This is a genomic window from Rhizobium sp. WSM1274, from assembly GCF_025200775.1.
Taxonomy (GTDB): Bacteria; Pseudomonadota; Alphaproteobacteria; order Rhizobiales; family Rhizobiaceae; genus Rhizobium; species Rhizobium leguminosarum_I.
Window position 1 is genome coordinate 143090 of record NZ_CP104138.1, and the last position, 24939, is coordinate 168028.

Genomic DNA, 24939 nt, shown 5'->3' on the forward strand with positions numbered 1-24939 from the left:
GGGACAGGTTATGAGGGGGAGGGATGTGCCGTGTGGCCCCCTTGTATCTGCATGTTAGATTTTATGTGCGATGGAAGCGATTGAGCCTCTGGCTGGGTGGCCACCCAGCCAGAGGCGTGACGAAGTCGCCCGTTTCCCCCTCCGGTTACAACCGTGGATGAGCCTGGGATCTTCGTCATCGTCACGTACGACCGAATAGTCGCTTGGCTTCAACCGCACGCACAAGGCAGGTTACCGTGAACAGAGTTATATGTGGAGTGGATGTTTCGAAGGACTGGCTGGATGCGTTTATCCGCCCGTCCGGGGTTTTTGAGCGTTTCAGCAACGATGCGGCCGGCATCGGCGCGCTGGCTGCGCTCTGCCGGGAGCAGGGTGTCGAGCTCGTCGTCATGGAGGCGTCGGGCGGCTACGAGCGTTCGGCCTTCCTGCTGTTGTGGGAGTTGGGGATCGCCTGCGCGCTTGCCAATCCGCGCCATGTGCGCCGCTTTGCCGAGGCCATGGGCTTTCTGGAAAAGACCGACCGGATCGATGCGGCGATGATCGCCCATTATGCCGAGGCCAGGCGGCTGTCTGCCCTGCCGCCGCCGAAAGCCGCGCAGCTGCGGCTGTCGGCGCTGATGACGCGGCTGTCTCAGGTCACCAGCGATCTGACCGTCCAGAGGCAGCGCCGCAGTGCTGCCCGCGATCAGCAGAGTGTGGCAAGCCTCGACGAAGTGATCGCGCTTCTGGTGCGCCAGAGCCGCACCCTTGAGGGCGAGATTGCCTCGATGATCGACGACGATCCGCTCTGGGCCTGCCTCAACCAAGCCTTTCGCTCGATCAAGGGGGTGGCGGACCGTACCGTTGCCCGGCTGATGGCCGAACTGCCCGAAATCGGCCGAATCTCCAACAAGGCGATCGTCAAACTGGCCGGCCTGGCGCCGATTGCCAACGATAGCGGCAAACGCAGCGGACCCCGGCCGGTGCGCGGCGGGCGCTCCGGACCGCGTGGCATCCTGTTCCTGGTCGCCGCCACCGCGGCCAGGTACGATCCGCATTTGGCTGCCTTCAGGCAAAGGTTGCAGAGCGCTGGCAAGCCAAAAATGGTTATCCGCATTGCGCTCGCCCGAAAACTGCTGGTCATTCTCAATGCAAAAGCACGGGATGCGCGAAGAGAATTCGAATGCGCAACTTGACAACCCAGATAGTCGCTCATCCGCCCTACGGGCACCTTCTCCCCGAGGGGAGAAGAGAACATGCCGCGACCTCTCCGTTCCCCTCCTACCCGTTACGGGGAATGTCCCGAACACTGATCACAGCCTTGATCAGCCCATTCTTCTCATGCGCCCAGCGCGCGAGATCGCGCGGTGCATCGGCAAGCGTCGTGCGGTGAGTGATGAGCTTGTCCACCGGCACCAGCCCTTTGGCGATCGAATCCGCCACGTGCTCGAAATCGACGCGGGTGGCGTTGCGGCTGCCGATCACCATCATCTCGCGCTTGTGGAATTCGGGATCGGAAAAGCGGATATCGTCCTTGACGACGCTGACCAGCACCAGCGCGCCGCCATGGGCGACGAAGGAGAAGGCCTTCTCCATCGAAGGGCCATAACCCGTCGCGTCGAAGACAACGTCGAAACCGTCGCCATCGGTCTTTTCCCGAACGGTCTCCGCTGTCGCCTCGTTGGCGACGATGCCGGAGGTGAAGCCGAAACGCTTGGATGCCATCTGCAGCCGCTCCGCGCTTGTATCGAGCAGTGTCACCTCATGGCCTGCAATACGCGAGAAGATCGCTGCCCCAAGCCCGATCGGCCCGGCGCCGATGACGAGCGCCCGCGCCCCGGCGCCGGTCATCGAACGGCGCACCGCATGGGCGCCGATTGCCAGAAACTCGGTCGTCGCCGCCGCTTCGAGGCTTAAGCCCTTGGCGGCATAGAGGTTCTCGGCCGGAACCGAAATCTCCTCGCAGAAGGCGCCGTCGGTATGGACGCCGAGCACCTTGATATTCGTGCAGCAATTCGGCTTGCCCTGGCGGCAGGCGATACATTGCCCGCAGGAGAGATAGGGATTGACGATGACGGGCGTGCCGACTGCGATAGTGACCCCGTCGCCCGCTTCCAGCACCGTTGCCGAGATCTCATGCCCCATCACCCGGGGATATTCGAGGAAGGGATGTTTGCCCTCGAAGATGTGGTAATCGGTGCCGCAAATGCCGACATGGCTGACGGCAAGCCGCACCCAGCCGGCGGCGGGAGCCGCTGGCGAAGGACGCTCGACGATATCGAGCACGCCGGGCTCCCGGCAAAGGACTGCTTTCATGACGGGTCTCGCATTCTTCGAAAGGAGGAAGCCGGTTTGTCTGGCCGGCTCGCGCCGATGTGGCGCCGTATCGAAAACATCTGCCCCTCACCCTAGCCCTCTCCCCGTAAAAACGGGGAGAGGGGACGTGCCAAACGGGATGCTGGCGAGGGACGGAGAGGTTTGCGGCATATCCCCTTCTCCCCGTCAGAACGGGGAGAAGGTGCCGGCAGGCGGATGAGGGGCAGGCGGCGCTCTCCCCGGCAGACGCCGATCTCCCGCTCGCCGCTCAATTGCTCCGGCGGCGGCGCAACTGGTCGAAGAACACGATCACGATGATCAGCAGACCGGTGATGATGCGCTGCCAGAAGGAGTTGACGTTCAGAAGGTTCGCGCCGTTGTTGATGGTGGCGAGAATAAAGGCGCCGATCAGCGGGCCGTGCACCGAGCCGACCGCGCCGAACAGGCTGGTGCCGCCGATGACCGATGAGGCGATCGCCTGCAGTTCCCAGCCGTCGGCCTGCGTCGCATTGCCGATCGCGATGCGTGAGGCAAGCAGCACGCCGACGAAGGCGGCGAAGGAGGCAGACAGGATATAGGCAAGGTAGATCATACCCTTGACGTTGACGCCGGAAAGGCGCGCCGCCTCGGCGTTCGAACCGACCGCAAAGAGATAGCGGCCCCAGCGGCTCAGATGCAGGAAGACGAAGGAGGGAACCGCCACCAGGATGACCATCCAGAACAGGCTTGGAATACTGAGCAGATCGGCGCGGGCGAAATTGCTGAAACCCTCATTGGTGATGCTGATCGTCGAGCCGTTGGTGATCAGCAGGCCGATGCCGCGCAGCGATGTCAGCGTTGCCAGCGTGATGATGAATGGCGGCAGGCCCATATGCACGATGCCGAAGCCATGGAAGCCGCCGATCGCCACGCCCATGAGCAGCGTCAGCGCGATCGCCGCCCAGAGCGGCACGCCCGCCTGCAGAAGCCAGGCGATGATGACGGTGCAAAAGCCGACGATGGCGCCGACCGAAAGGTCGATGCCGGCGGTGATGATGACGAAGGTCTGGCCAAGCGAGAGGATCGCCGTCATCGCACCCTGACGCAGCAGGTTGGAGATGTTGAGCGGCGTCCAGAAGCTGACGGTAAAGATGCCGAGCAAGACCCAGAGGAAGAGCAGCAGGCCGATCAGCGTCAGGCCGAACAGGATGTTCATTTTCCGGCGCGGCGGCGGCGCGACGATTTCGGTGGGGGTAGCAGTCATGAATTTTCTCCCTCTTATTCTTTTGGCTCAGACGCCGATCGCTTCGCTGAGCACTTCTTCATGCGTCGCCGCGTGGAAATCATGGCTGGCGACGATTTTGCCGGCGCGGAAGACGTGCAGCCGGTCGGCCAGTTCGTAGACCTCGGGCAGATAGGAGGAGATCAGGATGATGCCGGCGCCCTCCTTCAGCAGCTTGGCGAAGAGCCGGTAGATTTCCGCCTTGGTGCCGACATCGACGCCGACGGTAGGCTCGTCGAAGATGAAAAGCCTTGCGCCATGGCTCAGCCACTTGCCGATGACGATCTTCTGCTGGTTGCCGCCCGACATGCTGGAGGCCGGAACGCGCCGGCTCGGCGTCTTTATGCTGAGATTATGGATCTGCCTGTCGGCATTGGCCGATTCGCGCGTGTGGTTGATCACCGGCCCGTGGCTCAGCCGCCCGAACACTGGCAGGTTGATGTTGAGGCCGATCGACAGGTTGAGGCAAAGTCCCTGGTCGCGCCGGCTTTCCGGCGCCAGCGCAATGCCGAGTTCCATCGCCGTGCGTTCGTTGCGGATATCGACAGGCTTGCCCATCCATTGGATATCGCCTGATGTCGTCGGCTGGCGGCCGTAGAGCCCGAGCGCGAATTCGCTTCGCCCGGCGCCGATCAGGCCATAGAGCCCGACGATCTGTCCTGCCTTGACGCTCAGCGATACGTCTTCGAAACCCGGGCCACTCAGGCCGTTGACCTGGACGATCGTCTCGCCGATCGCAATCTCTTCCTTGTGGTAGATCTGTTCGATCGAGCGGTTGATCATCAGTGCGATCAGTTCGGCGTCGTTGGTCTCGCCGATCAGGCGCGTGCCGACATGCGTGCCGTCGCGCAGCACCGAGACACGGTCGGCAAGCTCGAACACTTCCTCCATGCGGTGGCTGATATAGACGATGGTGACGCCTTCGCCCTGCAGGCGGCGGATCAGCTTGAAAAGCTGCGCCGATTCCTGACGTGTGAGATAGGCTGTGGGTTCGTCGAAGATCAAAAACTGCGTGCCGCGCATGGCCGCGCGCGCCGTCGCCACCAGCTGCTGCTGGCCAATCGTCAGCGAACTCAACAGCGCTCCTGCCGGAAGGCCGAAGCCGAGATCGTCGAGCACGGCCTGCGCCATCTTCACCATCTGCTTCTTGCGCATCAGACCGTAGCGGTTGACCTCGTCGCCGAGGAAGAGGTTGGCGGCAACGGTCAGGTGCCGGCAGAGCACGACTTCCTGGTGGACGGCGTTGATGCCGCGCGCGATCGCCTCGTTCGGCGTCGACAGCGCTACCGGCTGGCCGCACCACAGCACCTCGCCGGCCGTGCGGGTGATGACGCCTGTCAGCAATTTGATGAGGGTGGATTTGCCGGCGCCGTTTTCCCCGACGATGGCGTGGATTTCGCCGGCGAGAAAGGTCAGCGTCGCTGGCTTCAGCGCCTGCACATGACCGTAATTCTTCTGCAAGCCCTTGAGTTCAAGGATAGGCGATCCGGCGGGAATTCGATTGGCTTCTTTCAGCGTGGCGCTGTCATCATGGCGATGACTGACCTCTTCCAGTCCGATCATGGGACCTCTCCTCCTTATGTCGCGTCTGCTCTCCATCCAGCGCAAAACATAGCACAGATGGAAAAGGCCGCGCCGGTTTTTGAATCCGGCGCGGCCTGTCTGTCTTCGTTACTTGATCTTCGGGTTCAGCAGCGCGTCGATCTTCGGATCGGCCATATTCGCCTTGGTGACGAGGTTTGCGCCGGTATCCACATTTGCCGGGACCTTCTCGCCCTTGGAGACGGCAAGAGCGGTCTTGATGCCGTCATAACCCATGCGATAGGGGTCCTGAACGACGAGACCGGCAATCGCACCATCCTTGAGGAAGCCGACGGTCTTGTCGTCGCTGTCGAAGCCGATGACCTTGATCTTGTCGCCGAGCTTGTTTTCAGCGATCGCCTGACCGACGCCCTGTGCCATGATCAGGTTCGAGGCGAAGATACCGACGAGGTTCGGGTTTGCCGTGATCAGGTCGGTCATCATGTTGAGACCGGTCGTTGCCTGGCCATCACCATACTTGTCGGCAATGACCTTCAGGCCCGGATGTTTGGTCTTCACTTGATCCAGGAAGCCTTCGCGGCGCTGTTCCAGCGAGCCGACGCCCGGAAGATTGGTAAGGATGACGACTTCGCCCTCTTCCTTGCCGGTCATTCCCTTGATGGCGGCAGCCAGACCATCGGCTGCGATGCGGCCGCCCTGAACGTTGTCGGTCGTCAGGAACGACTTGAACGCCTTGGAGTCGGCGCCGGAGTCGATGCCGATGATCGGAACCGATTTCGCCGCTTCATCGATCGGCTTGCCGAGCGCCTTGAATTCGGTCGGCGAAATGACGATCGCGGCCGGCTTGCCGGCAACAGCGTTCTCCAGAATGCTGATCTGGCCGTTGATGTCGGATTCGGCCTGTGCGCCGAGTTCCGGCACCTTGACGCCGAGATCCTTGCCGGCCTTGCGGGCGCCCGCCAGAACGATCTGCCAGTAGAACGACGTCGTGTCCTTGACGATGATCGGGATCGTCACATCGGCGGCAAACGACGGTGCCGGCATCGCCGTGGCGATAACGGCGGCACCTGCGAGCGCGGTAAAGGCGCGGCGGGACAGAAGGGATTTCACGATACTCATAAGGGTTCTCCTCTCAGGGTGCGTTCTCCTCCAAATAAATCGGCCGCTGAACGCAGGCGGACGATTTTTATCGATAAAAAACATTTGCCGATTGAAGCTAGCCGAGGCGCAATCAAATTGCAAGAGCGCCAAACCGGCTTTTTTTCTTTGGTAAACTCCCGCCAAGCAACTGATTTTATTTCAATACCGCGATACCCTAAAATAGGGATCAGGCTTGATCGACCTCGTGCGGATGGACGACGCCCTTTTTCAAAATCAGGTTGCCGTACAGCCGGAATTCCGTCGTCGCGACGATATAGGCGGCCTTGCGGGCCATCGCGTAGAAAGCAAAGCGTTCGACCGGCACGATGCGGAAATCGCCGGCGCGACGCGTCACGATCTCCTGGAACTCGGCGCAGACCTCGGGCATCGCATCGGGATCGCCGACCACCTCCATCCGCCATGCCGCTTCCGGCACGAAAGTGTCGAGCGGCATGTGGGTCAGGATGGCCTCGGCCATCGCGGTGGCGCTGACGCCGTCGGCGCGGATGACCGGCGGGCCCATCGAGCCCGAGGGAAAATTGGCGTCCGATATGACGATGTCGTCGCCATGTCCCATGGTCTTCAGCGCATGGAGCAGGTCGGGGCCAAGCAGCGGATGAATACCCTTGAGCATATAATCTCTCCTCAGACTCGGACGGCTTCGGCGCCGAGCGGCGGCGCGACCAGCGTATAGGGTTCGAATTCGGCATAGATCTCGTCGGCAAGCGGCGGCTCGACGATCTCCATGTTGCGCGTCAGGCTTGACGGCTTGGCTGTGCCGATCAGCACCGATGCGACGATCGCCTCACGCAGCGGAAATTGCAGGGCGGGAGCAGCGAGCGGCACCCCGTGGCGTTTGGCGATCGCCTCCATCGCGCCGACCTTGGCAAGCACGTCGTGATCAGCCGGCATATAGTCGAAATGCGAACCCGGCACCGGGCCGGTGGCGAGAATGCCGGAGTTGAAGACACCGCCGACGACGAGCGAGGTGCCCTTCTCTCGGCAGAGCGGCAGCAGTTCGGCGACGGCCGAGCGGTCGAGCAGCGTGTAGCGGCCGGCCATCAGGATGCAGTCGAGATCGGAATGGCGCATGACGTCGAGGCAGACGGGTACTTCGTTGACGCCGAGGCCGAAGGCGGAGATCGCGCCAGACGACTTGAGTTCCTCCAGCGCCTTCACGCCGGAATCGAGAAACTGTTTCTGGTGGACTGCATTCTTCGCCGCGCCATGGGTATAGACGCCGAGATCGTGCACATAGAGAATATCGACGCGGTTGAGGCCGAGGCGCGCATAGCTGAACTCGACCGAGCGCATGATGCCGTCATAGGAATAGTCGTAATCGGCATCGAACGAGAGAGGATTGACATAGCTGTAGTCGGGCACGGTGCCGGTCGGCACCGGCCGAAGCAGCCGGCCGACCTTGGTGGAAAGCACGTAACTGCCATCCGGCTGGTCGCGCAGGAAATCGCCGACCCGCCGCTCGGCAAGACCGAGCCCATACCAGGGCGCCACGTCGAAATAGCGGATGCCGCTGTCCCAGGCCGCCTGCAGCGTCTCCATTGCCTGCTCGCGCGGGCAGTCGCGGTAGAGACCGCCGAGAGCGGCTGCACCGAAACTGATTTCGGTCACCTCCAGCTTGGTCTTGCCGATCCGTCTCGTCTTCATCATTCCTCCTCACGAAGAAGCTGAATTATTTGGAGCAATCCCAGGAAAGGTGTGAAGCGGTTTTCCGTCCGGGATTGCGTACTTCAAATCAATCCCAGGAAAGGTGTGAAGCGGTTTTCCGTCCGGGATTGCGTACTTCAAATCAATCCCGGGAAAAGTGTGAAGCGATTTTCCGTCCGGGATTGCGTAAAAAAAAGATTACAGCGTCGCACCAAGATGCCACGGCACGAATTCATTGTCGCCGTAGCCGAAGATCTCGCTCTTGGTCTTCTTGCCCGAGGCCGTATCGACGATCAGGTCGAAGATCTCGCGGCCCTTGCCGCTGATCGTCGCGTCACCGGTGGCGATCGTGCCGCAATCGATGTCCATATCCTCTTCCATCGAGGCATAGAGCGCCGAATTGCTGGAAAGCTTCAGCGACGGCGCCGGCCGGCAACCGAAGCAGCTGCCGCGGCCGGTGGTAAAGGCGATCATGTTTGCCCCGCCCGCCACCTGCCCGGTCGCCGAAACCGGGTCGTAGCCTGGTGTGTCCATGAAGACGAGGCCGGGGGCCGTGACCCGCTCGGCGTAACCATAGACCGCGGTCAGCGGCGAGCGCCCACCCTTGGCGACCGCGCCGAGCGACTTTTCGAGGATGGTCGTCAGCCCGCCGCGCTTGTTGCCCGGCGACGGATTGTTGTCGAGCGAGGCGCCGTGCAGGGCGACATAGTCCTCCCACCAGGCGATTTTCTCGTCGAGCTTCTTTGCCACCTCGTCGCTGACGGCGCGGCTGCGTAGCAGGTGTTCTGCACCATAGATTTCCGAAGTCTCCGACAGGATCGCCGTGCCGCCGGCCGCCGCCAGCAGGTCGGCCGCGACACCCAGCGCCGGATTGGCGGTGATGCCGGAAAAGCCGTCAGAGCCGCCGCATTGCAGGCCGATGATGATCTCGCCGATCGACATCGGCACGCGTTTTTCCTTGCCGACATCGGCGGCGATTTCGCGCAGCATGCCCATGGCGCGCTCGACCGCGCGGCGCGAACCGCCGGCATCCTGGATGTTGAAATGCCGCTTCGAGGCGCCCGCCCCACTCTGACCGTAGAGCGTCAACTGGTTGACCTCGCAGCCGAGGCCGATCATCAGCACGCCGCCGAAATTCACATGTCTTGTGTAGCCGGCGAGCGTCCGGTGCAGCACGTTCATGCCGTCGCCGGTCGAGCTCATGCCGCAGCCCTGGTCGTGCACGATCGGCACAAAACCGTCGATGCCTTCATAATGCGGCAGGATCGTCCGATTGGCCTCGTCGGCGATCGCCCGACAGACCGTGGTGGAACAGTTCACGCTGGCGATGATGCCGATATAGTTGCGTGTCGCCGCCCGTCCGTCGGCGCGACGATAGCCCATGAAGGTGCGCCTCACGTCGTCGACCGTCGCCGCTTCCGGCGCCGAATTGGCGGTCGCCGCCAGCCGGTCGTTTTCGAAATGCAGGTTGTGGCTGTGCACATGGTCGCCGGCCTTGACCTCGGCCGTGGTGCGGCCGATTGCCTGCCCGTATTTCACCACGGGTGACCCGAGCGGAATATCCGCTATCGCCACCTTATGGCCGGGGTCGATCTTCTCACGGGTCTGAATGCCGGCAACCGTCGAACCCGGCGCGATTGCCGCCGTTGCGACAGCGACATTGTCGCCAGCCGAAAGGATGATCCAAGGCAGTTTGTCCAAGTCTCTATCTCCCTAGAGCATGATGCCGAAAAGTGTCAGCGGTTTTCGGACGACATCATGCTCTAACTCTTTAATTTAGAACAGGATTCAGATTTTCAGGCCATCCCACCTAAAATCATCCTGTTCTAGCGAAACGCTCGCTGCATCGGCGAATGCGCATTGATTTTGTTTTTTATCTACAATAAACATTTTCAAGTCAACGGGAATATTGATCCTGTGGACGAGGGAGGCAATGAGCCGCAGGCGACCGGAACTAAGCTAAAGGTCGTTTGAACAAGCCCCGGTCTGTTCTGCCCTGCTTTGAAGCGGGCGACGGTCACGAGGGCGGAAAGCGGGGTCTGGTGGCAAGGCAGAATACGGTTTTCAAGGAAGCCTACAACAGGTATGCCGCAGCGCTGCGCAGGGATAGCGCGCTGCCCTCGGAGCCGGAGATCGCCGCCCAGCTCGGCGTCAGCCGCTCGACGGCGCGCGCCATCCTGACGCGTCTCAGCGAAGAAGGCATCATCCGCTGGAACAAGCGCCAGAAGATCGTGCTGCGCCAACCCACCGACCATGACCTCTTTCCCTCTGAAGAAACCGACTCCTTGCACGATATCATCGAGCGCAGCTTCATGCAGCGCATCCTTGCCGATGATGCCGCCCCCGGCATGCAGATCAACGAGCTGGAACTCGCCCGCGAAATTGGCACCGGCACAACAAGCGTGCGCGAATTCCTGATCCGCTTCTCCCGCTTCGGCCTTATCGAGAAACGGCCGAACAGCCACTGGACGCTCAAAGGCTTCACCCGCGAATTCGCCCTCGAACTTGCCGATGTGCGCGAGATGTTCGAGCTGCATTCCGCCGCCGAATTCGGCCGGCTTCCCAGGGATAATCAGAGCTGGGCCGATCTTGCCACTATCCGCGACGAACACCACGCCATGCTTGCCGACATCAACCACCGCTTCAAGGATTTTTCCGTTCTCGACGAGCGCTTCCACTTGCTGATCCACCGCGCCTCGAAGAACCGCTTCATCGCCGATTTCTACGACGCCATCGCCATCGTCTTCCACTATCACTACCAGTGGAACAAGACCGCCGCCCGCGAGCGCAACGAGCGCGCCATCCACGAACATCTGGATTATATCGCAGCGCTGGAATCCGGCGATCAGGCGGCGATCGAAACCGCCTGCCGCGCGCATCTGCATTCCGCCCGCCAGACCCTGCTGCAATCCCTGCCGCAGATCGCGACGGAGAGCGCGTGAGGGGAGCCCACCATGAAACATTTCGGTATGTAAGCCGTTATCGCTGGCATGGCCGACGCTAAACTCAATCCGACATCGGTCGACGGTACCGAACCGCACGGTGCCGATAAGACACGCCAGGAGACGGCATCGGCTGTCGAGGTCGGGCCGCCGCCAAATGTCACTGAACCCGATCCGGAGTTGACGCCTGAGGAGGCTGAGCAGGCGCGCAAGCGGTATTTGCTCAAGCGCTTCTGGATTAGCGCGCGCCGTTACTGGGGTCGTGGCGGTGACAGGTTTGCCTGGCCGTGCTCGATCGGGCTGTTGACGATGATCTGCATGAATGTCGGCTTCCAGTATGGGATCAATCGCTGGAACCGCGGGATATTCGACGCCATAGAGCGACATGATGCCGGCACTGTCTATTACCTCAGCGGCGTCTTCGTGCCGCTCGTGCTCGGAAGCGTCATCCTGGTCACCGCACAAGTCTATGTCCGCATGATGATCCAGCGCCGCTGGCGTTCCTGGCTCGCGACCGCAGTCATCGCGCGCTGGCTTGCAAACGGCCGATATTATCAGCTGAACCTCATCGGCGGCGATCACAAGAACCCCGAGGCGCGCATCTCGGAGGATCTGAGGATTGCTACCGAATCCCCCGTCGATTTCATCGCCGGTGTCATCGCTGCATTTCTCTCGGCCTCGACCTTCATCGTGGTGCTGTGGACGATTGGCGGTGCTTTGACGCTGCCGATCGGGGCGGCAACCATCACCATCCCTGGCTTTCTCGTCGTGACCGCGGTCCTGTACGCGGTGATCACCTCAAGCGTGATCGCGGTGATCGGCCGTCATTTCGTGCAGGTCTCCGAGGTCAAGAACCAGGTAGAGGCCGAATTTCGCTACACGCTGACGCATGTGCGGGAAAACGGCGAGAGCATCGCGCTTCTCGGCGGCGAGGAGGAGGAACGCAACGACCTCGACAAGACCTTTCGCAATGTGCTGAAGCAATGGGCGCTGCTGGCCCGCCAGCACATGCGCACGACATTTGTGTCGCACGGGTCGATGCTGATTGCGCCCGTTGTGCCGGTCCTGCTTTGCGCGCCGAAATTTCTCGAAGGCAGCATGACGCTGGGAGAGGTCATGCAGGCGGCCTCAGCCTTCGCCATCGTCCAGACCGCCTTCGGATGGCTTGTTGATAATTACCCGCGTCTTGCCGATTGGAATGCCTGCGCGCGGCGCGTCGCTTCGCTGATGATGTCGCTCGACGGGCTGGAGCGTGCCGAACAGAGCGACTCGCTCGGGCGCATAAAGCATGGCGAAACCGAAGGCGAGGCGATGCTCAGCCTCAACGATCTCTCGGTGTCGCTTGACGACGGCACCGCTGTGGTCACTGAAACCCGGGTCGAGATCGAACCCGGAGAGCGAGTGCTCGTCGCCGGTGAATCCGGGTCGGGCAAGAGCACGCTGGTGCGGGCCATATCAGGTCTCTGGCCGTGGGGCGGCGGCAGCGTCGATTTCCGCGCCGACAGGCGATTGTTCATGTTGCCGCAACGGCCCTATATTCCTTCCGGGACGCTTGGCCGCGCCGTCGCCTATCCAGGCGCCGCTGATAGCTGGCCGCTGGATGAGATCAAGTCGGCCCTCGACAAGGTGGGACTGGATTATCTGAAGGACAGGATCGAGGAAGAGGCGCCCTGGGACCAGACCTTGTCGGGCGGCGAAAAGCAGCGGCTCGCCTTTGCGCGTCTCCTGCTGCATCAACCCGATATTATCGTGCTGGATGAAGCAACCTCGGCACTCGATGAGAAGAGCCAGGACAAGATGATGCAGATGGTGATCGATGAATTGCCCGAGGTCACCATCATCAGCGTCGCGCATCGCGCCGAGTTGGAAGCCTTTCATAGCCGCAAGATCACGCTCGAGCGGCGCGAGGGCGGCGCAAAGCTGGTCAGCGATATCGATCTTATCAAGCGCACGAGAAAACCGAACCTGCTGTCACGCGTTCTGGAGAACCGCCGCTCCCCACCGAAAGGCAGCACGACCGCGAGCAATGCGCCGCAGCCTCAGAACGGAAAATGAAGTCGGCTTGGTCACAAAATCATCAATCGCGCAGCGGAGACTCCGCGATTGCAATCTGATCCAGATTTTCGATCAGCCGCTTGAGCAGATCGACAAGTTGTCCCGCTTCCGCATCCGTGAAGCCGGTCAATGCCTCACGATTGCCCCGGAACAAGGCTGTGATTGCCTCAGGCATGCGTTCCTGCGCGGCTTTCGTCAGCACGATGCGGCTGCTGCGACCGTCAGCCGGGTCGGGTGTGCGCTCGATCAAGCCATCCCTCTCCATGCGTGCGAGCATCTGCGCCATCGGCGGTTGCTCAACCCTGGCAAAGCGGGCGAGGTCGCGCTGGGTGCTGGCCTTGCCATCTTGCAGCGCCACCAGGACGGGCAACTGGCCGACACCGAAGCCGAGCGGTTTAAGGCGTGACTCGCTGAGGCGGATAAACCCCCGTGCCGCAAGACTGATGAGATGCCCCGGCGTTGAAAGCACGTCTTCATTCATTTCCGTCCCCCTTGCCTGCGCTTGACCGCGAGATATATATGTACATATGTATCTTGATGTGCGGCGTGAGACAATGTCATTTCGATGCCGCCCAGCGAATAGTTCAATCTCCATTGAGGAAACGACATGTCTAAAAATGACGTCGAAATGATCAAGCGCATCTATGCCAGCTTCAATGCCAGAGACATTGACGCTGTCCTGGCCGTTCTTTCCGATGATGTCGCCTGGGCCAACGGCATGGAGGGCGGCCATATCAATGGCCGTGAGGCCGTGCGCGACTATTGGACACGCCAGTGGGCTGTCATTAGTCCTCACGTCGAGCCGGTCGCATTTGAAGAAACGCCAGATGGCGCGGTCGCTGTCGAGGTAATCCAGTCGGTCTTTGACCTCGATGGCCGGCCACTGGAAAATCAAAGTCATGGCCTGAAGGACAAGACCGTGACGCATGTCTTTCGCATGCAAGGCGACAAGATCGTCCGCTTCGATATCCGGGATGCACCGTAAACTTGCATTACTGCATAATTCCCGGAATCGGAATCGATCTAAGGATAGAATTATGCAGCGATTCAAAGTGTTGCAGGGTCCTTTGCGCGTCTGAAAAGACGCTGCAATGCCGGGGGCAGGCACGGTGCACCATCACGAGAACCTGCATGATGGCGCATCCAAAGTCTTGGCGACCATCACGCCTGATACGATCGGGCGGCGTTATTTCGAGAAATTTGCCGAGCTGGTGAACGTGCCCGGTAAACCGGGCCAAGGCCGATGAGATCATGCTCCGCCACGGGCCGTTCCCGGTCTGATATTTCGGCTGGCAGCTCGATCTGCACGCCGCCCCGGCCATCGCCAACTGTGGCGTGAGCGGCACCGAGCCACCAAGGGCTCAGCCGTCCAGCCAGGCGGCGAGTCCATCAAGCGTCTGCAGCCCGTATTCCACCGCGCCGAAGCCGATGACCACCTGACGCCGCTTAGCACTGGGGTGGAGCTGGCGCATGGTCAGCACCGTCTTGCCGTCGGCCTGCTCGTCGAAGGTCACCGTGGCTCGGAAACGGTCGGGGTCGTCGGGGTCGGGCGTGCCATAGTCCATCACGATCCGCTCGTTCGGCACGATCTCCAGAAAGCGCATGAGGTTCGGGAAGCGTTGCTGCTTTCCCTCGAACACACCCACCATGTCGAACCGCCAGACCCCGCCCTCGCGGATATCGGCTTCGTGGGTCTCGATGCTGAGGCCGGCCGGGCCGTACCATTCGCCAAGCGCCTTGGGGTCCATCCAGGCGGCAAAGACCTTGTCGCGTGGGTGGTTGAGCAGCTTCACCAGCACGATTTCGCGGTCGAGCGACCATGTCTCAAACAGGTTTGCCATGTCCTTCGTCATCCTCTTCGGTTTTGTCCAGGTAGACTTCGAGCCGATCCAGCCGCTCGGTCCAGCGCCGGCGCTCCGATATCATCCAGTCCGCCGCCTCGTCGAAACGCGCCTGCACCAGCCGGCACCAGCGGCTGCGCCCACGCTTCTCGCTGGCGATCAGCCCGCAATCTTCTAGCACCCTGAGATGCTGGGCGAAGGAGGGCAGCGCCATGTCGAAAGGTTCGGCGAGCGCGCTGACCGGCAGCTCGCCTTCGACCAGCCGCGACACCACGGCGCGGCGGGTCGGGTCGCTGAGAGCGTGAAAGGCGAGATCGAGGGGGGTCGAATGGTAAGGCATATCAATCCGTAAATTGGTCGGGGGCGGCGGTCAAGGATAAAAAGGTACTTGCCTTAGTATCCGGCTCGACATATAAAGGTAGTTGCCTTAGTGTTCAGCCCCGAATGCAGGAGCCGCTGTGGCGCAACACCTTTCAAGGAGGACTCCAATGGTCGTTCGTGTCGATCTCATGATCTCGCTCGATGGTTTCGCGACAACGACGGACCAGACGCCCGAAAGCCCGTTCGGCGAGGACTGGCCGCGTCTCGCCGGCGCCTATGCGGCAACGCGAACCTTCCGCGAGCGGGTGCTCAAGGATACGACGGGAGCGGGAACCACAGGTCTCGACGACGAATATGCGAAGGAATATTTCGAGAATGTGGGCGCCGAGATCATGGGCGCCGGCATGTTCGGTCTCCACAACTTTCCCGACGATCCGAACTGGCGCGGATGGTGGGGCGACGAGCCACCGTTCGGGTGTCCGGTCTTCGTCCTCACCCGCAAGCCACGGCCCTCCATCGAGATGGCCGGCGGGACGACGTTCCACTTCCTCAATGCCACCGCCGATGATGCGCTCCAGCAGGCCGTGGGGGTCGCAAACGGTAGGGATGTGAGGATAGGCGGTGGTCCCTCGGTCGTTCGCGACTATCTCAAAGCTGGCCTTGTCGACCGCCTTCATGTTGCCATCACGCCGATTTTGCTCGGGCGCGGCATCCGCCTATGGGACGATCTGCGCGGCTTGGAAGCCGGCTGCGCCGTCAAGACCGAAACGTCACCGAACGGCACCATCCACCTCACTTTCCAACGCCAGCCACCAAGCTAAGGCCGATTTCCGCTCCTTGCATGACGCTGATCCGTGTGCTAGACACTGAACCAGATGGTTCAGTTTTCGACAGCTCGCCTTGATGCTTCCTTTGCCGCGCTCTCGGACGCCACGCGACGCGGCGTTCTGGAGCAGCTCGGCAGTGCGGATGCTTCGATCACGGAGCTTGCAGAGACGTTCCACATGAGCCTCACGGGCATGAAGAAGCACGTCAGTCTCCTGGAGCAGGCGGGACTGGTGACGACGGAGAAGGTCGGGCGTGTGCGGACCTGCAGGCTGGGCTCACGCGGGCTCGAGGAGGAGGCGGCCTGGATCGAGGCGCGCCGCCAGATCTGGAACGCACGCTTCGATGCGCTGGATGAAATGGTCGAGCCACTGAAACGGAGGGAGAAAATCGATGGGAGACAGAGTGAGTAACGGCCGCACGGCGGTCGAACGGAGATCCGAGCTTGAACTCGTGGTGACGCGCACCTTCGACGGCCCGGTTCGCCTCGTATTCGACGCGTGGACCAAGCCCGAATTGTTCAAGCTGTGGTGGGCGCCGAAGTCAATGGGCGTGCCGATCCTTTCCTGCGAGATGGATGTTCGCACCGGGGGCAGCTATCGCATCGCGTTCGGACGCGACGCGTCGGACGCCATGGCCTTCTTCGGCAAGTATCTCGACGTGTCGCCGCCATCGCGCCTCGTCTGGACCAATGACGAAGGCGGGGACGGCGCCGTCACCACTGTGACCTTCGAGGAACAGGACGGCAGGACGCTGCTGGTCCTGCAGGAACTCTATCCCTCGAAGGAAGCGCTCGACCAGTCTTTCGTCGGCATGGAGGACGCGCTGCCCGAGCAGTTCGAGCAGTTGGATGAACTTCTCGTCACGCTCAGTGCGAGCGCGTGACAGCGCGCCTTCGAAACGTCTTATACCGCTCGAACTTCGGCAAGCCGCTTGACTGCGTAATCGTCTGGCCAGCAGACGGCGGCTTCCCATGCGGCTGAGGCTTGCGCGGCGATGTCATGTGCGCCGTCGTCGAGATCGGCGGCGTTGCCGGGCAGCACCAGGTCAAGGTCGGGGACGTCGACATGGGACTCATCCCAGTCGATCAACGCGACCCGATCTGCAGTCATGCGGACGTTGGCAGGGCTGTTGGGATTGCCGTGGACAACGCATGTCTGAAGCCCGAGGAGCCGCGCCCACGCTGCTCGACATCGAATAACGGCCTCAGGCGGCATCGCCGCAAGGTTGATCCTCGTTCCGGTCTCAGTACGCAGGAGGTCGGTCGACGATCGCCAGCCCGGGCGCTGCGGCCAACCCTGCGTCAGCCGATGCAACTCGCGCAGTGTGTCGGCGACGCGACGCCAGTCGGACCCCGTCTCGGGCGGTCCGCCCTCCATGTATTTCATCACCACCAGCCCGTCCACGAACAGCCGGCCGTCAGTGGTCGGGATCGGTACCGGAACCGTCATACCTTCACGGCCGAGGTATTGGAGCAGCTCGGCTTCCCATGCGAGGTCAGCGTCGCTCCTGGAGCCGAGACGAGCGACCGCGATCTGCCCGTGGACGCGAACGCTCCACACGTCGTTGGCAACTCCACCCGTGAGCGGTTCGATGCGAACCGCGTCTTCACCCCATTGCCCGAGTGCTTCCCATCCCATTGGCGATACCTTTGACGGCCATAATTAAATTGACGGAAGAAATAGAAAAAGTTTACGACGCCACAAAGGCCGTTGGCGGCTGGCGCGAAGCTGCCGTTGGTAGCAACCCGAACGCCTCAACCTCTCTCCTGCGTCCTCCGGCTTTCCCCAACCAACTCCCATAGATCGACCTTCTCAGCGCGCCCCTTGACCTGCGCCAGGCCCAGCGAGCGAAGTTCGAAGCGGGTGCCGACAGCATCGTGGATGGCGGCGCTCACCAGGATCGATGTGTTAAATTCCTTGTTCAATCCTTCCAGCCGTGAGGCGACATTGATCGTATCTCCCATGGCCGTGTACTGCTGGCGCGAAATCGCTCCGAAACTGCCGACGACCGCCGCGCCGGTGTGCAATCCAAATCGCGTGACGAGCGCGGGACGGCCATTCCGGCGGTTGGCTACATTCAACTCTTCGACCGCCGCTTTCATGGCAAGCGCACAGCGGCAGCCGTTTTCGGCATGGTTGGCATCTGGAACTGGGGCGTTCCACATGACGAAAATGGAATCGCCGAGATATTGCACGACAGTGCCGCCATGGCGCTCGGCGATGGTGTTCAAGAGTTCGAAATAGGCCGACAGCGTATCCACAACCTCCTCGGGCGAATGCTGCTCGGAGATGGTGGTGAAGTCCCTGATGTCGGTGAAGAGCACGGTCACATCCTGCCGCTGCGCCTTGGCGACCGCTCGCCCTTCAGGATTGACGATCCTTCTCACGACTTCACGCGGAACATAGAGGGCAAACTGGCTGATGGCATGGCGGCTTGCCGCCAGCGCGCTCGCCAGCGTGTTGATCTCCGATATCCAGGAGTGGGAGACACCTTTCTCGCCGACGTCGAGGTCGCCGATCCTGCGTGCCTCGTCGGCGAGCCGATAGAGGGAGCGGCTGACCATGCGCGACAGCAGCACCGATGCCGCGACACCCGCGAACACGAAGGCAGCCGCAATCAGGAGATTGTGCAGGAGCAGCCGATTGGCCTCAGCCACCAGATCTTCCAGAGGCACGACGATTGCGGCGACGCTTCCCTTGAACAGACCCGACACGCCGACCGGGGCGATCTGCAGGATCTGGCGTTCGCCATCGAGATCGATCCGCGCCACGCCGCCATTGGCAAAGGCAGGATCGCGCCTGAGCCTCGCCACCGTTTCCAGGCTCGTGTCGTAACTGTCTGTCGTCGTATCGACGGCAACGGCGCCATCGGCATTTTTCGACCATATGCCGAGAAGCCTTTCCATGGTCGCCGGGTCGGAATGAGCGATCAGATCATCGGCATCGTCGATGATGTAGCCGCGCGCCCGCGGCGAAATCTCCTGCGCGTCCAGCAGGCGACTGATGGTCTGCAGGTGAATGTTGATGCCGACGACCACCTGACCATTGTCCCGCATCGGGGCTGCGATCGTCAGCGTCGGAACCTTGAGCGTTCCGGTGACATAGGGCCCAACAGACACCGGCACGCCGTGCTGAACGGCGGATTGATACCACGGCCGTTGCCTGGGGTCGAAGAATGCATAGTCGATTTCCCGCTCGCCGATCGGCTTTGCATCCCTGTCGAGAAACCGCAGCGTCGAGGTGACATCAGCACCTTGTCTGCCGGCGATCGTCCTGATCGCGAAAGCCGTACGGTCGGGTGCCGCCAGCGTCTGGCGAACATCCCGCCTTTCGGTGTTGATGACCTGCAGGTACGAACCGTCGGGGTAGCCGGTGTAGATGCTCGTCGCATTGGGGACGTTGCGCAGGATCTCCAGGAAGAATTGCTGTTTTGCCGCGATATCCTGCGGCGGCGGGGAGGCGAGCAGCGGCAGGGTCGATGCCAGTGCGACCGCCTCGGTGCCGCCCTGCAGCGTATTGCGGTATCCCTCGATCAGCCGCAGGCTCATCTCGCGCATCTGCTGCACGCCGGCGCTGACTGCAGCACTGCTTCCCTGCCTGAACGCCAACCAGATGATCGGCGTCGACGTGCAAAGCAGCGATGCGACGACGAGGACGCCGAGGTGCAGTCTCAGGGGTTTGGACCAGAGCACGAGATATCCCTCGAAATGCGGACACATTTCAGCAGCCGTGCAGGAATGAGCGTCCCCAACGATGGCAGCTAACTGCTTTTTGGGGATTTACACAAGGCAGCCATGGGAGTGCCTCGGCGCTGCTGAGTTCGCTGGCTATGGCTGCTGCAGATGTTTGCTTGTGGCGGATATCGGATTCCCCGCGCCGCTTGCGCACAGCGCGGAGATGCTATCCGGTTGATGACTGGCGAAGCGGCTTGGCTCCCTCTTCTCCCCTCGGGGGTCCGGAGGACGGGTCGAGACACGTGGCTCGACCCGGTCGGTGGCCCGAAGCGGGCGGCACGGCACGCCGTTGATTGCCCTTCGCTTACGCTCCGGGCATTCGCGGCTCTGCCGCTCACCCCCTTATCGCCTCGCTATCGCTCCGGCACTTCTCCCCGTTGGGGAGAAGAGGACAGTGGTAGCGCTTTCGCCATACTTTCTGCCGGGGCAGGGGTAGGCGAGACCTGCGGTGAGGCGGATGATGGGCGTGCGGATCTCACGGCCAGCAGCGGCGTTCATACCTTCTCGGCCCAAAGCTGCCGCCGGATTGCAGCAATCGTGGCATTTGTCGCGCAATGGCGCTTATTTCCATTGAATCCCGACATGAGTGGCCCATAGTGTCGCATTCCCAGCTTTGCCGGTTGGGCGCATGGGGGAGGCGGGGCATGTCAGCAAATCTCGACGATATCCGTAACCAGCAGCGAGAGACCTGGGACAAGTTTTCGGCCGGCTGGAAGAAATGGGACAGTCTGGTTCTCGGTTGGCTCGCGCCGTTTGGCGACGCCATGCTTCGGCGCGCCAATCTCTCCAGCGGCTTCAGCGTGCTCGACATAGCCGCCGGCACTGGCGAACCCGGGCTGACCGCGGCCGCCGCAATCCCCGACGGTCAGGTTGTCGTCACCGACCTCTCGGAAAATATGCTGGCTGCTGCCGCCGAAAATGCGGCCAGGCGTGGCCTGAAAAACTTCAAAACTCAATTATGCGATGCGGGCGCGTTGCCTTTTGCCGATGCCAGTTTCGACGCCGTCCTCTGCCGGTTTGGGTTCATGTTCTTCCCGGATGTCGCTGCCGCCGCCAGGGAGATGGCGCGCGTGGCAAAGCCCGGTGCACGCGTCTGCGCCGCAGTCTGGAGCGCTCCTGCCAAAAATCCATGGGCGACCACGGTCATGGGCACGATCGCCCGCCACGCGGAAATGCCGCCGCCGCCGCCCGGTTCTCCGGGCCTGTTCCGCTGCGCGGCGGAAGGCATGATGGCCGAGACCTTCAGAGGGGCGGGCTTTCGCGATGTCGCCGAGGAAGAGGTGTCGGCGATGATGGTGCACGATACCCCGGAGCGCTACTGGGACTTCATGACCGAGATCGCCGCGCCTGTGGTCGCCGGACTGTCCAGGGCCGATGCGCCAACACGGGAGAAAATCCGCCGCGAGGTCCTGGAACTGGCGCTACAATCCGTCAGCGACGGCAAGGTTCACCTTCGCTCAACGGCAACTGTGATCACAGGCACGCGCCAGCAATCGTAGCGCCTTGTCGCGCGCCGCCGAGCCTAAAGAATCTCGCGCAAAACTGTGGAGCGATTTTGTGATAACGATATGCCTAAAAACAAAGACCTAAAGCGCAAGGAGCGAATCTGAAAGATTGCGCGAAGGGCTGCACCCCTCAGGCGCGGCAAGCCACAACGTGATCCCGTATTGCCGCAGCACTTTCCGAAGGCGACCTGAACGTCACATCCAACGTCAGCGCGTGTGGGTGCGGGATATCAAGAACCACGGCCTGTTGGCTTCGGCTCCTCGACGTCTCGACGTCGGTGGTTTTCAAATGGTCGCGCCGCGCGGGGGAGGAAATGCGACGCGCCAATTCTTCTTCGGCACAAAGCAATCGCACCGGAACGAAGACCGCGGCGCGTTGTGTGGCGGCGTCAACGAACTGTTGGTACGTCCGCGTGCTCCGCTCGTCGCCTTCGACACCGGCATGGGTGAAGATGAAATTCGCCGACGGGCCGCTATAGGCGGTGATCGCATCCAGCACGGCCTGCCGGACCCTTGCAGTATACCCCCAGATGCCCTTCGGCAGCGGAGCGTCCTCGTCGAGAAGGCGCAAGATCGGATTGTTGAACCAGTGATTATCAACGATCTTTGCTGATATAAGCGACCCGAGTTCTCGAGCGATCGTCAGTTTCCCGACGCCCGGAAACCCCAAGAGCAAAACGAAAACACACATCGTCCGGCAACTCTCCCACACAATCCACTGGTAACAACGCAGCGCAGAACATTGTCTGGAATCTACCAGAATTTCCACCATGGACGCTTTGGATCGGGAGGCATCGAAGGCTCGGGCGCGAGTATGGCTTTCATCACGATCATCTCGCCATCATGGTCATAATATTCTCCCTCTTCTCCCTGGACTTTGGCTTCGAGAGATTGGGCGATAAGCCACATTTTCCGACGGATTTCTTGATCGGGATTTTTGACAACGATGTTGTCTTCGCTCCACCAAAGCCATGCGGCGCTTTCCCCATTTTCGCTGCGGGAGTATCCTTTCCACACGCATATGCCCGCCTGTTCCACCCGTAAAACATCCCCACCGGCGGCGGGGGTTTCAGCAAAACCGTCATGCTGAATTTCGGGATCATTGGCAACGTACTCGAGCCATTCCTCGAGAGCGATCGATGGAGACGCATCGAACCAATTTGCCTTGCGAGTAATGTGAAGATCGTAACCCATCAGAGCCTATTACCTAAGTCGCGCCGAACGGTTGAACCGCGTCAATGTGAAGCCGCCTCGCTTGCGACGGCCGCCGCCTCGCGCTGCTGGCTAGGACCGACGGGGATCAGCCAGGTGGTGAAGAAGGTCAGCACCGCAACGACGACCACGCCCCAGAAGCTCCAGTGCAGGGCCGCATTGAAGACGGCGCGGATCGCCGGATCGGCGGCGAGTGCTGAAAGCCCGGTCGGCTGGTTCAGCGCCTCATGCAGGCCAGCCGCCGCTTCGCCGCTCGCATAATGGTTGATGCCGGCATTGAGGATGGCGCCGAGGACCGTGGCGCCGAGCGTATTGCCGAGGCTTCGGGCAAAGATGATCGAGGCGGTGGCGCTGCCGCGCATCGACCATTCGACGCTGTCCTGCACCAGCACGATGCTGGTGAGGCTGATGAGACCCATGCCGAAGCCCATGAAGAAGGAGCCGGCGCCGGCAACGACCGGCGAACTTTCCGGCGTCAGGAACAACAGGAAGCAGGCGCCGAACGGAAACATCAGGCTGCCGACGCGCAGCGTGCGGCGGATGCCGAAGGCCCTGTAGAAGCGGCTGGAAAGCATCACCGCCAAGGGCCAGCCGACGACGAGCATGGTCAGCGTAAAGCCGGCAACGATCGGCGAACGGCCGAGCACGCCCTGCACATAGATCGGCAGGATCGTCGAAAGCCCGATCAGCGCCATGCCGGCCAGCAGTGTCGCCGCATTGCTGGTCGCAATCAGCCTTCGGCTCCAGAGCGGGATCGAAATGATCGGCTCCGGCGCCCGCTTCTCCTGGGCGAGGAAGAGAACGCCAGTGACCACGAAGACGGCGAAAAGCGAAATCAGGACCCAGGCGCTGCCATCGGTTTCCGTCAGCATGATGAGAAGTGCGACGATCGAGATCGAAAACAGCGCCGCTCCGAGGTAATCGATCTTGGCCTGCTTGTGCGCCACGTCCTCCTTCAGGAAGATCATGAACGCGATGATCGAGATGATGCCGATCGGCAGGTTGATCCAGAAGATCCAGGCCCAGGAGATGTTGTCGACGATGATGCCGCCGGCAAGCGGCCCGACGACGGCCGATGTCGCCCAGACGGTCGCCATGAAGCCCTGAACGCGGCCGCGTTCCTCGAGCTTGAAGAGATCGCCGATGATCGTCGTCGTCACCGGCTGGATGGCGCCGGCGCCGAGCCCCTGCAGCAGCCGGAACAGCACCAGCGACATCATCGACCAGGCAAGCCCGCAGAGCAAAGAGCCGACGAGGAAGATCAGGATGCCGCCGATCAGTACCGGCTTGCGCCCGAAAATGTCGGAAAGCTTGCCGTAGATGACCGTGGTCGTCGATTGCGCCAGCAGGAAGGCCGAAAACACCCAGCTGTAATAGGAAAAGCCGCCGAGCTGCCCGACGATGCGCGGCATCGCGGTCGCCACGATCGTCGCCTCGATCGCCACCATGAAGGTCGCGAGCATGATGGTGGCGACGATAAGCACGCGGTTCGAGCGTTGCGCTGCATTCGACATGACGATCCTCTTCGGGTGCTCCGCAGATGCCGGAAATATCGGCAGGCTGGCTTTGGTGTGGGGCGATGCGCCGCTTGCGGAGTGATGTGGCTCTTTTACGTCCTCAGGGCCGAACGGTAAAGCAGGCCGCGACCGGTTTCTGACGGCAGCGATCCTTTCGCGCGATGTCAGGGAAGTTTCGGTCAAAGCGAAGGCCCGGGCCGAGCGACGCCGGGCCTTCATTCTGTCGGGAGGGAAGGCGAACAATCGCCCACTCCTCATTGCGGGCACGCATCGCCGACCGAGCTGTTATCCGTCCCGGTGCCGGCCGCCCCCGCGCAACCCGGCGTCTGCTGCAGGTTGGGATTGACCCCGCCGGGATTGATCGTGCTGCGGCCGCTATTGAGATTGACGCCGCCATTGCCGGTCGTGCTGCCGGTGGTGCCGGGATCGGTGCCGACAGAACCGGTGCCGATAGACCCGGCGCCCGTTGCACCGCCACCGACGGACCCAGTGCCCGCCGACCCGGCGCCCGAACTCCCCGATCCGCCGATGATCGGCGCAACCGAAAGCCGTCCATTGGCATCCGCACCCCCGGCCGTCTGCGCCATGGCCGAACCGGCTAGACCGATCGAAAGCAGTGATATCGCGATGAACTTGCAGGACATGATTTTCTCCATGCTTGTTGTCTCAGGGAGAAAACCAGCTTGGGGGTGGCATTGTTCCGGGATGGGTTGGGCTGGTTGGCACTATTGCGCCGGAGGCGGACACCCCGGCTAGCCTCTTCAGCCCTGACGATCACTGCGGGCGGGCACCGTTATTCCCCTCGTTACCGCGAAAATCGCTCCAAACATTCCGCCGACGACGATCCCTGCAGAGCCGCCTGCCAACGCCGCAATGAGGCAGTAGGCGATCCAGGAACCAACGCTGGATGCACCGGACAGGAATAAGGTGGAACCGACGCCGATTGCTCCGCCAAGGATGCCCAAGACAATGGCAACCCCCGTCACAGCCTCCGATGGATCAATGGCGCGGATGCGTGGCGCTTGGGCGATACCATGTTCAACCGGCGGAGACTGGCGATCCGTGTCTTCCATTCGACCCTC

At 61.7% G+C, this 24939-nt stretch carries 26 protein-coding genes; 9 read left to right on the forward strand and 17 right to left on the reverse strand.

Annotated elements, in window-relative coordinates:
• Positions 1-236: 236 nt before the first annotated feature.
• Positions 237-1175 carry an IS110 family transposase gene (locus N2600_RS00725; RefSeq protein ID WP_260109994.1) on the forward strand — a complete coding sequence of 313 codons (939 nt, stop codon included), beginning with the start codon at positions 237-239 and terminating at the stop codon, positions 1173-1175.
• An 85-nt stretch (positions 1176-1260) separates the two neighbouring features.
• Here the strand turns inward: N2600_RS00725 and N2600_RS00730 are convergent, their stop codons facing one another.
• The 7 genes from N2600_RS00730 to N2600_RS00760 form a co-directional block, all read right to left on the reverse strand.
• Positions 1261-2295, reverse strand: a complete 1035-nt coding sequence (locus tag N2600_RS00730) for a zinc-binding alcohol dehydrogenase family protein (protein ID WP_260297691.1) — start codon at positions 2293-2295, stop codon at positions 1261-1263.
• A 268-nt stretch (positions 2296-2563) separates the two neighbouring features.
• On the reverse strand, positions 2564-3538 hold the full coding sequence (locus N2600_RS00735) for an ABC transporter permease (RefSeq protein ID WP_170262940.1): 975 nt from the start codon (positions 3536-3538) through the stop codon (positions 2564-2566).
• A 27-nt stretch (positions 3539-3565) separates the two neighbouring features.
• The gene (locus tag N2600_RS00740; RefSeq protein WP_260297692.1) at positions 3566-5119 is read right to left on the reverse strand and encodes a sugar ABC transporter ATP-binding protein; all 1554 of its coding nucleotides are present in this window, start codon (positions 5117-5119) and stop codon (positions 3566-3568) included.
• A 108-nt stretch (positions 5120-5227) separates the two neighbouring features.
• Positions 5228-6217 (reverse strand): ABC transporter substrate-binding protein, encoded by a 990-nt coding sequence (locus N2600_RS00745; RefSeq protein WP_170258803.1) that lies wholly within the window; start codon positions 6215-6217, stop codon positions 5228-5230.
• Between the two features lie 208 nt (positions 6218-6425).
• On the reverse strand, positions 6426-6872 hold the full coding sequence (locus N2600_RS00750) for an RbsD/FucU family protein (RefSeq protein WP_260297693.1): 447 nt from the start codon (positions 6870-6872) through the stop codon (positions 6426-6428).
• Between the two features lie 11 nt (positions 6873-6883).
• Entirely contained in the window at positions 6884-7903 is a 1020-nt protein-coding gene (locus tag N2600_RS00755) for an aldo/keto reductase (protein ID WP_170262942.1), read from the reverse strand.
• 198 nt (positions 7904-8101) lie between these two features.
• A complete protein-coding gene (locus N2600_RS00760) occupies positions 8102-9604 on the reverse strand; it encodes a UxaA family hydrolase (protein WP_260297694.1) in 1503 nt (500 codons plus the stop codon).
• A 341-nt stretch (positions 9605-9945) separates the two neighbouring features.
• Between N2600_RS00760 and N2600_RS00765 the strand changes: the two genes are divergently transcribed.
• Both N2600_RS00765 and N2600_RS00770 read left to right on the forward strand, forming a co-directional pair.
• Positions 9946-10845, forward strand: coding sequence for a GntR family transcriptional regulator (locus N2600_RS00765; protein ID WP_260297695.1), 900 nt, complete (start codon positions 9946-9948; stop codon positions 10843-10845).
• 48 nt (positions 10846-10893) lie between these two features.
• Positions 10894-12900 carry an ABC transporter ATP-binding protein/permease gene (locus tag N2600_RS00770; RefSeq protein WP_260297696.1) on the forward strand — a complete coding sequence of 669 codons (2007 nt, stop codon included), beginning with the start codon at positions 10894-10896 and terminating at the stop codon, positions 12898-12900.
• Positions 12901-12922: 22 nt separating this feature from the next.
• Here the strand turns inward: N2600_RS00770 and N2600_RS00775 are convergent, their stop codons facing one another.
• Positions 12923-13381 (reverse strand): MarR family winged helix-turn-helix transcriptional regulator, encoded by a 459-nt coding sequence (locus N2600_RS00775; RefSeq protein ID WP_260297697.1) that lies wholly within the window; start codon positions 13379-13381, stop codon positions 12923-12925.
• 126 nt (positions 13382-13507) lie between these two features.
• Between N2600_RS00775 and N2600_RS00780 the strand changes: the two genes are divergently transcribed.
• Positions 13508-13885, forward strand: a complete 378-nt coding sequence (locus tag N2600_RS00780; RefSeq protein ID WP_260297698.1) for a nuclear transport factor 2 family protein — start codon at positions 13508-13510, stop codon at positions 13883-13885.
• A gap of 106 nt (positions 13886-13991) precedes the next feature.
• A complete protein-coding gene (locus N2600_RS00785) occupies positions 13992-14147 on the forward strand; it encodes a hypothetical protein (protein ID WP_260297699.1) in 156 nt (51 codons plus the stop codon).
• Positions 14148-14261: 114 nt separating this feature from the next.
• Here N2600_RS00785 and N2600_RS00790 read toward each other — a convergent pair whose 3' ends face one another.
• Entirely contained in the window at positions 14262-14741 is a 480-nt protein-coding gene (locus N2600_RS00790) for an SRPBCC family protein (protein ID WP_170258816.1), read from the reverse strand.
• Positions 14725-15081 (reverse strand): ArsR/SmtB family transcription factor, encoded by a 357-nt coding sequence (locus tag N2600_RS00795; protein WP_064245196.1) that lies wholly within the window; start codon positions 15079-15081, stop codon positions 14725-14727. The genes N2600_RS00790 and N2600_RS00795 overlap by 17 nt, the downstream gene beginning before the upstream one ends.
• Positions 15082-15229: 148 nt before the next feature.
• On the opposite strand from N2600_RS00795, the gene N2600_RS00800 reads away from it, so the two are divergent.
• From N2600_RS00800 to N2600_RS00810, 3 genes are read left to right on the forward strand one after another with little or no spacing between them, the layout of a single operon-like run.
• Positions 15230-15883: a dihydrofolate reductase family protein gene (locus N2600_RS00800; RefSeq protein WP_260297700.1), complete on the forward strand. Its 654-nt coding sequence runs from the start codon at positions 15230-15232 to the stop codon at positions 15881-15883.
• 54 nt (positions 15884-15937) lie between these two features.
• Positions 15938-16300, forward strand: a complete 363-nt coding sequence (locus N2600_RS00805) for an ArsR/SmtB family transcription factor (RefSeq protein ID WP_260297701.1) — start codon at positions 15938-15940, stop codon at positions 16298-16300.
• On the forward strand, positions 16281-16772 hold the full coding sequence (locus N2600_RS00810) for an SRPBCC family protein (RefSeq protein WP_260297702.1): 492 nt from the start codon (positions 16281-16283) through the stop codon (positions 16770-16772). The genes N2600_RS00805 and N2600_RS00810 overlap by 20 nt, the downstream gene beginning before the upstream one ends.
• A 20-nt stretch (positions 16773-16792) precedes the next feature.
• Here the strand turns inward: N2600_RS00810 and N2600_RS00815 are convergent, their stop codons facing one another.
• Both N2600_RS00815 and N2600_RS00820 read right to left on the reverse strand, forming a co-directional pair.
• Positions 16793-17527, reverse strand: coding sequence for a phosphotransferase enzyme family protein (locus N2600_RS00815; RefSeq protein WP_260297703.1), 735 nt, complete (start codon positions 17525-17527; stop codon positions 16793-16795).
• Positions 17528-17643: 116 nt separating this feature from the next.
• Entirely contained in the window at positions 17644-19608 is a 1965-nt protein-coding gene (locus N2600_RS00820) for an adenylate/guanylate cyclase domain-containing protein (protein WP_445944931.1), read from the reverse strand.
• Between the two features lie 659 nt (positions 19609-20267).
• On the opposite strand from N2600_RS00820, the gene N2600_RS00825 reads away from it, so the two are divergent.
• Entirely contained in the window at positions 20268-21122 is an 855-nt protein-coding gene (locus N2600_RS00825; protein ID WP_260297705.1) for a class I SAM-dependent methyltransferase, read from the forward strand.
• Positions 21123-21258: 136 nt separating this feature from the next.
• On the opposite strand, the gene N2600_RS00830 is transcribed toward N2600_RS00825, so the two are convergent.
• The 5 genes from N2600_RS00830 to N2600_RS00850 form a co-directional block, all read right to left on the reverse strand.
• Complete coding sequence (locus N2600_RS00830) at positions 21259-21819, reverse strand: AAA family ATPase (protein WP_260298863.1); 561 nt, start codon at positions 21817-21819, stop codon at positions 21259-21261.
• A gap of 62 nt (positions 21820-21881) precedes the next feature.
• Positions 21882-22322, reverse strand: coding sequence for a hypothetical protein (locus N2600_RS00835; RefSeq protein ID WP_260297706.1), 441 nt, complete (start codon positions 22320-22322; stop codon positions 21882-21884).
• A 41-nt stretch (positions 22323-22363) separates the two neighbouring features.
• Entirely contained in the window at positions 22364-23854 is a 1491-nt protein-coding gene (locus N2600_RS00840) for an MDR family MFS transporter (RefSeq protein ID WP_260297707.1), read from the reverse strand.
• A 257-nt stretch (positions 23855-24111) separates the two neighbouring features.
• On the reverse strand, positions 24112-24501 hold the full coding sequence (locus N2600_RS00845) for a hypothetical protein (protein ID WP_260297708.1): 390 nt from the start codon (positions 24499-24501) through the stop codon (positions 24112-24114).
• Between the two features lie 117 nt (positions 24502-24618).
• On the reverse strand, positions 24619-24930 hold the full coding sequence (locus tag N2600_RS00850; protein WP_260297709.1) for a hypothetical protein: 312 nt from the start codon (positions 24928-24930) through the stop codon (positions 24619-24621).
• Positions 24931-24939 lie beyond the last annotated feature (9 nt).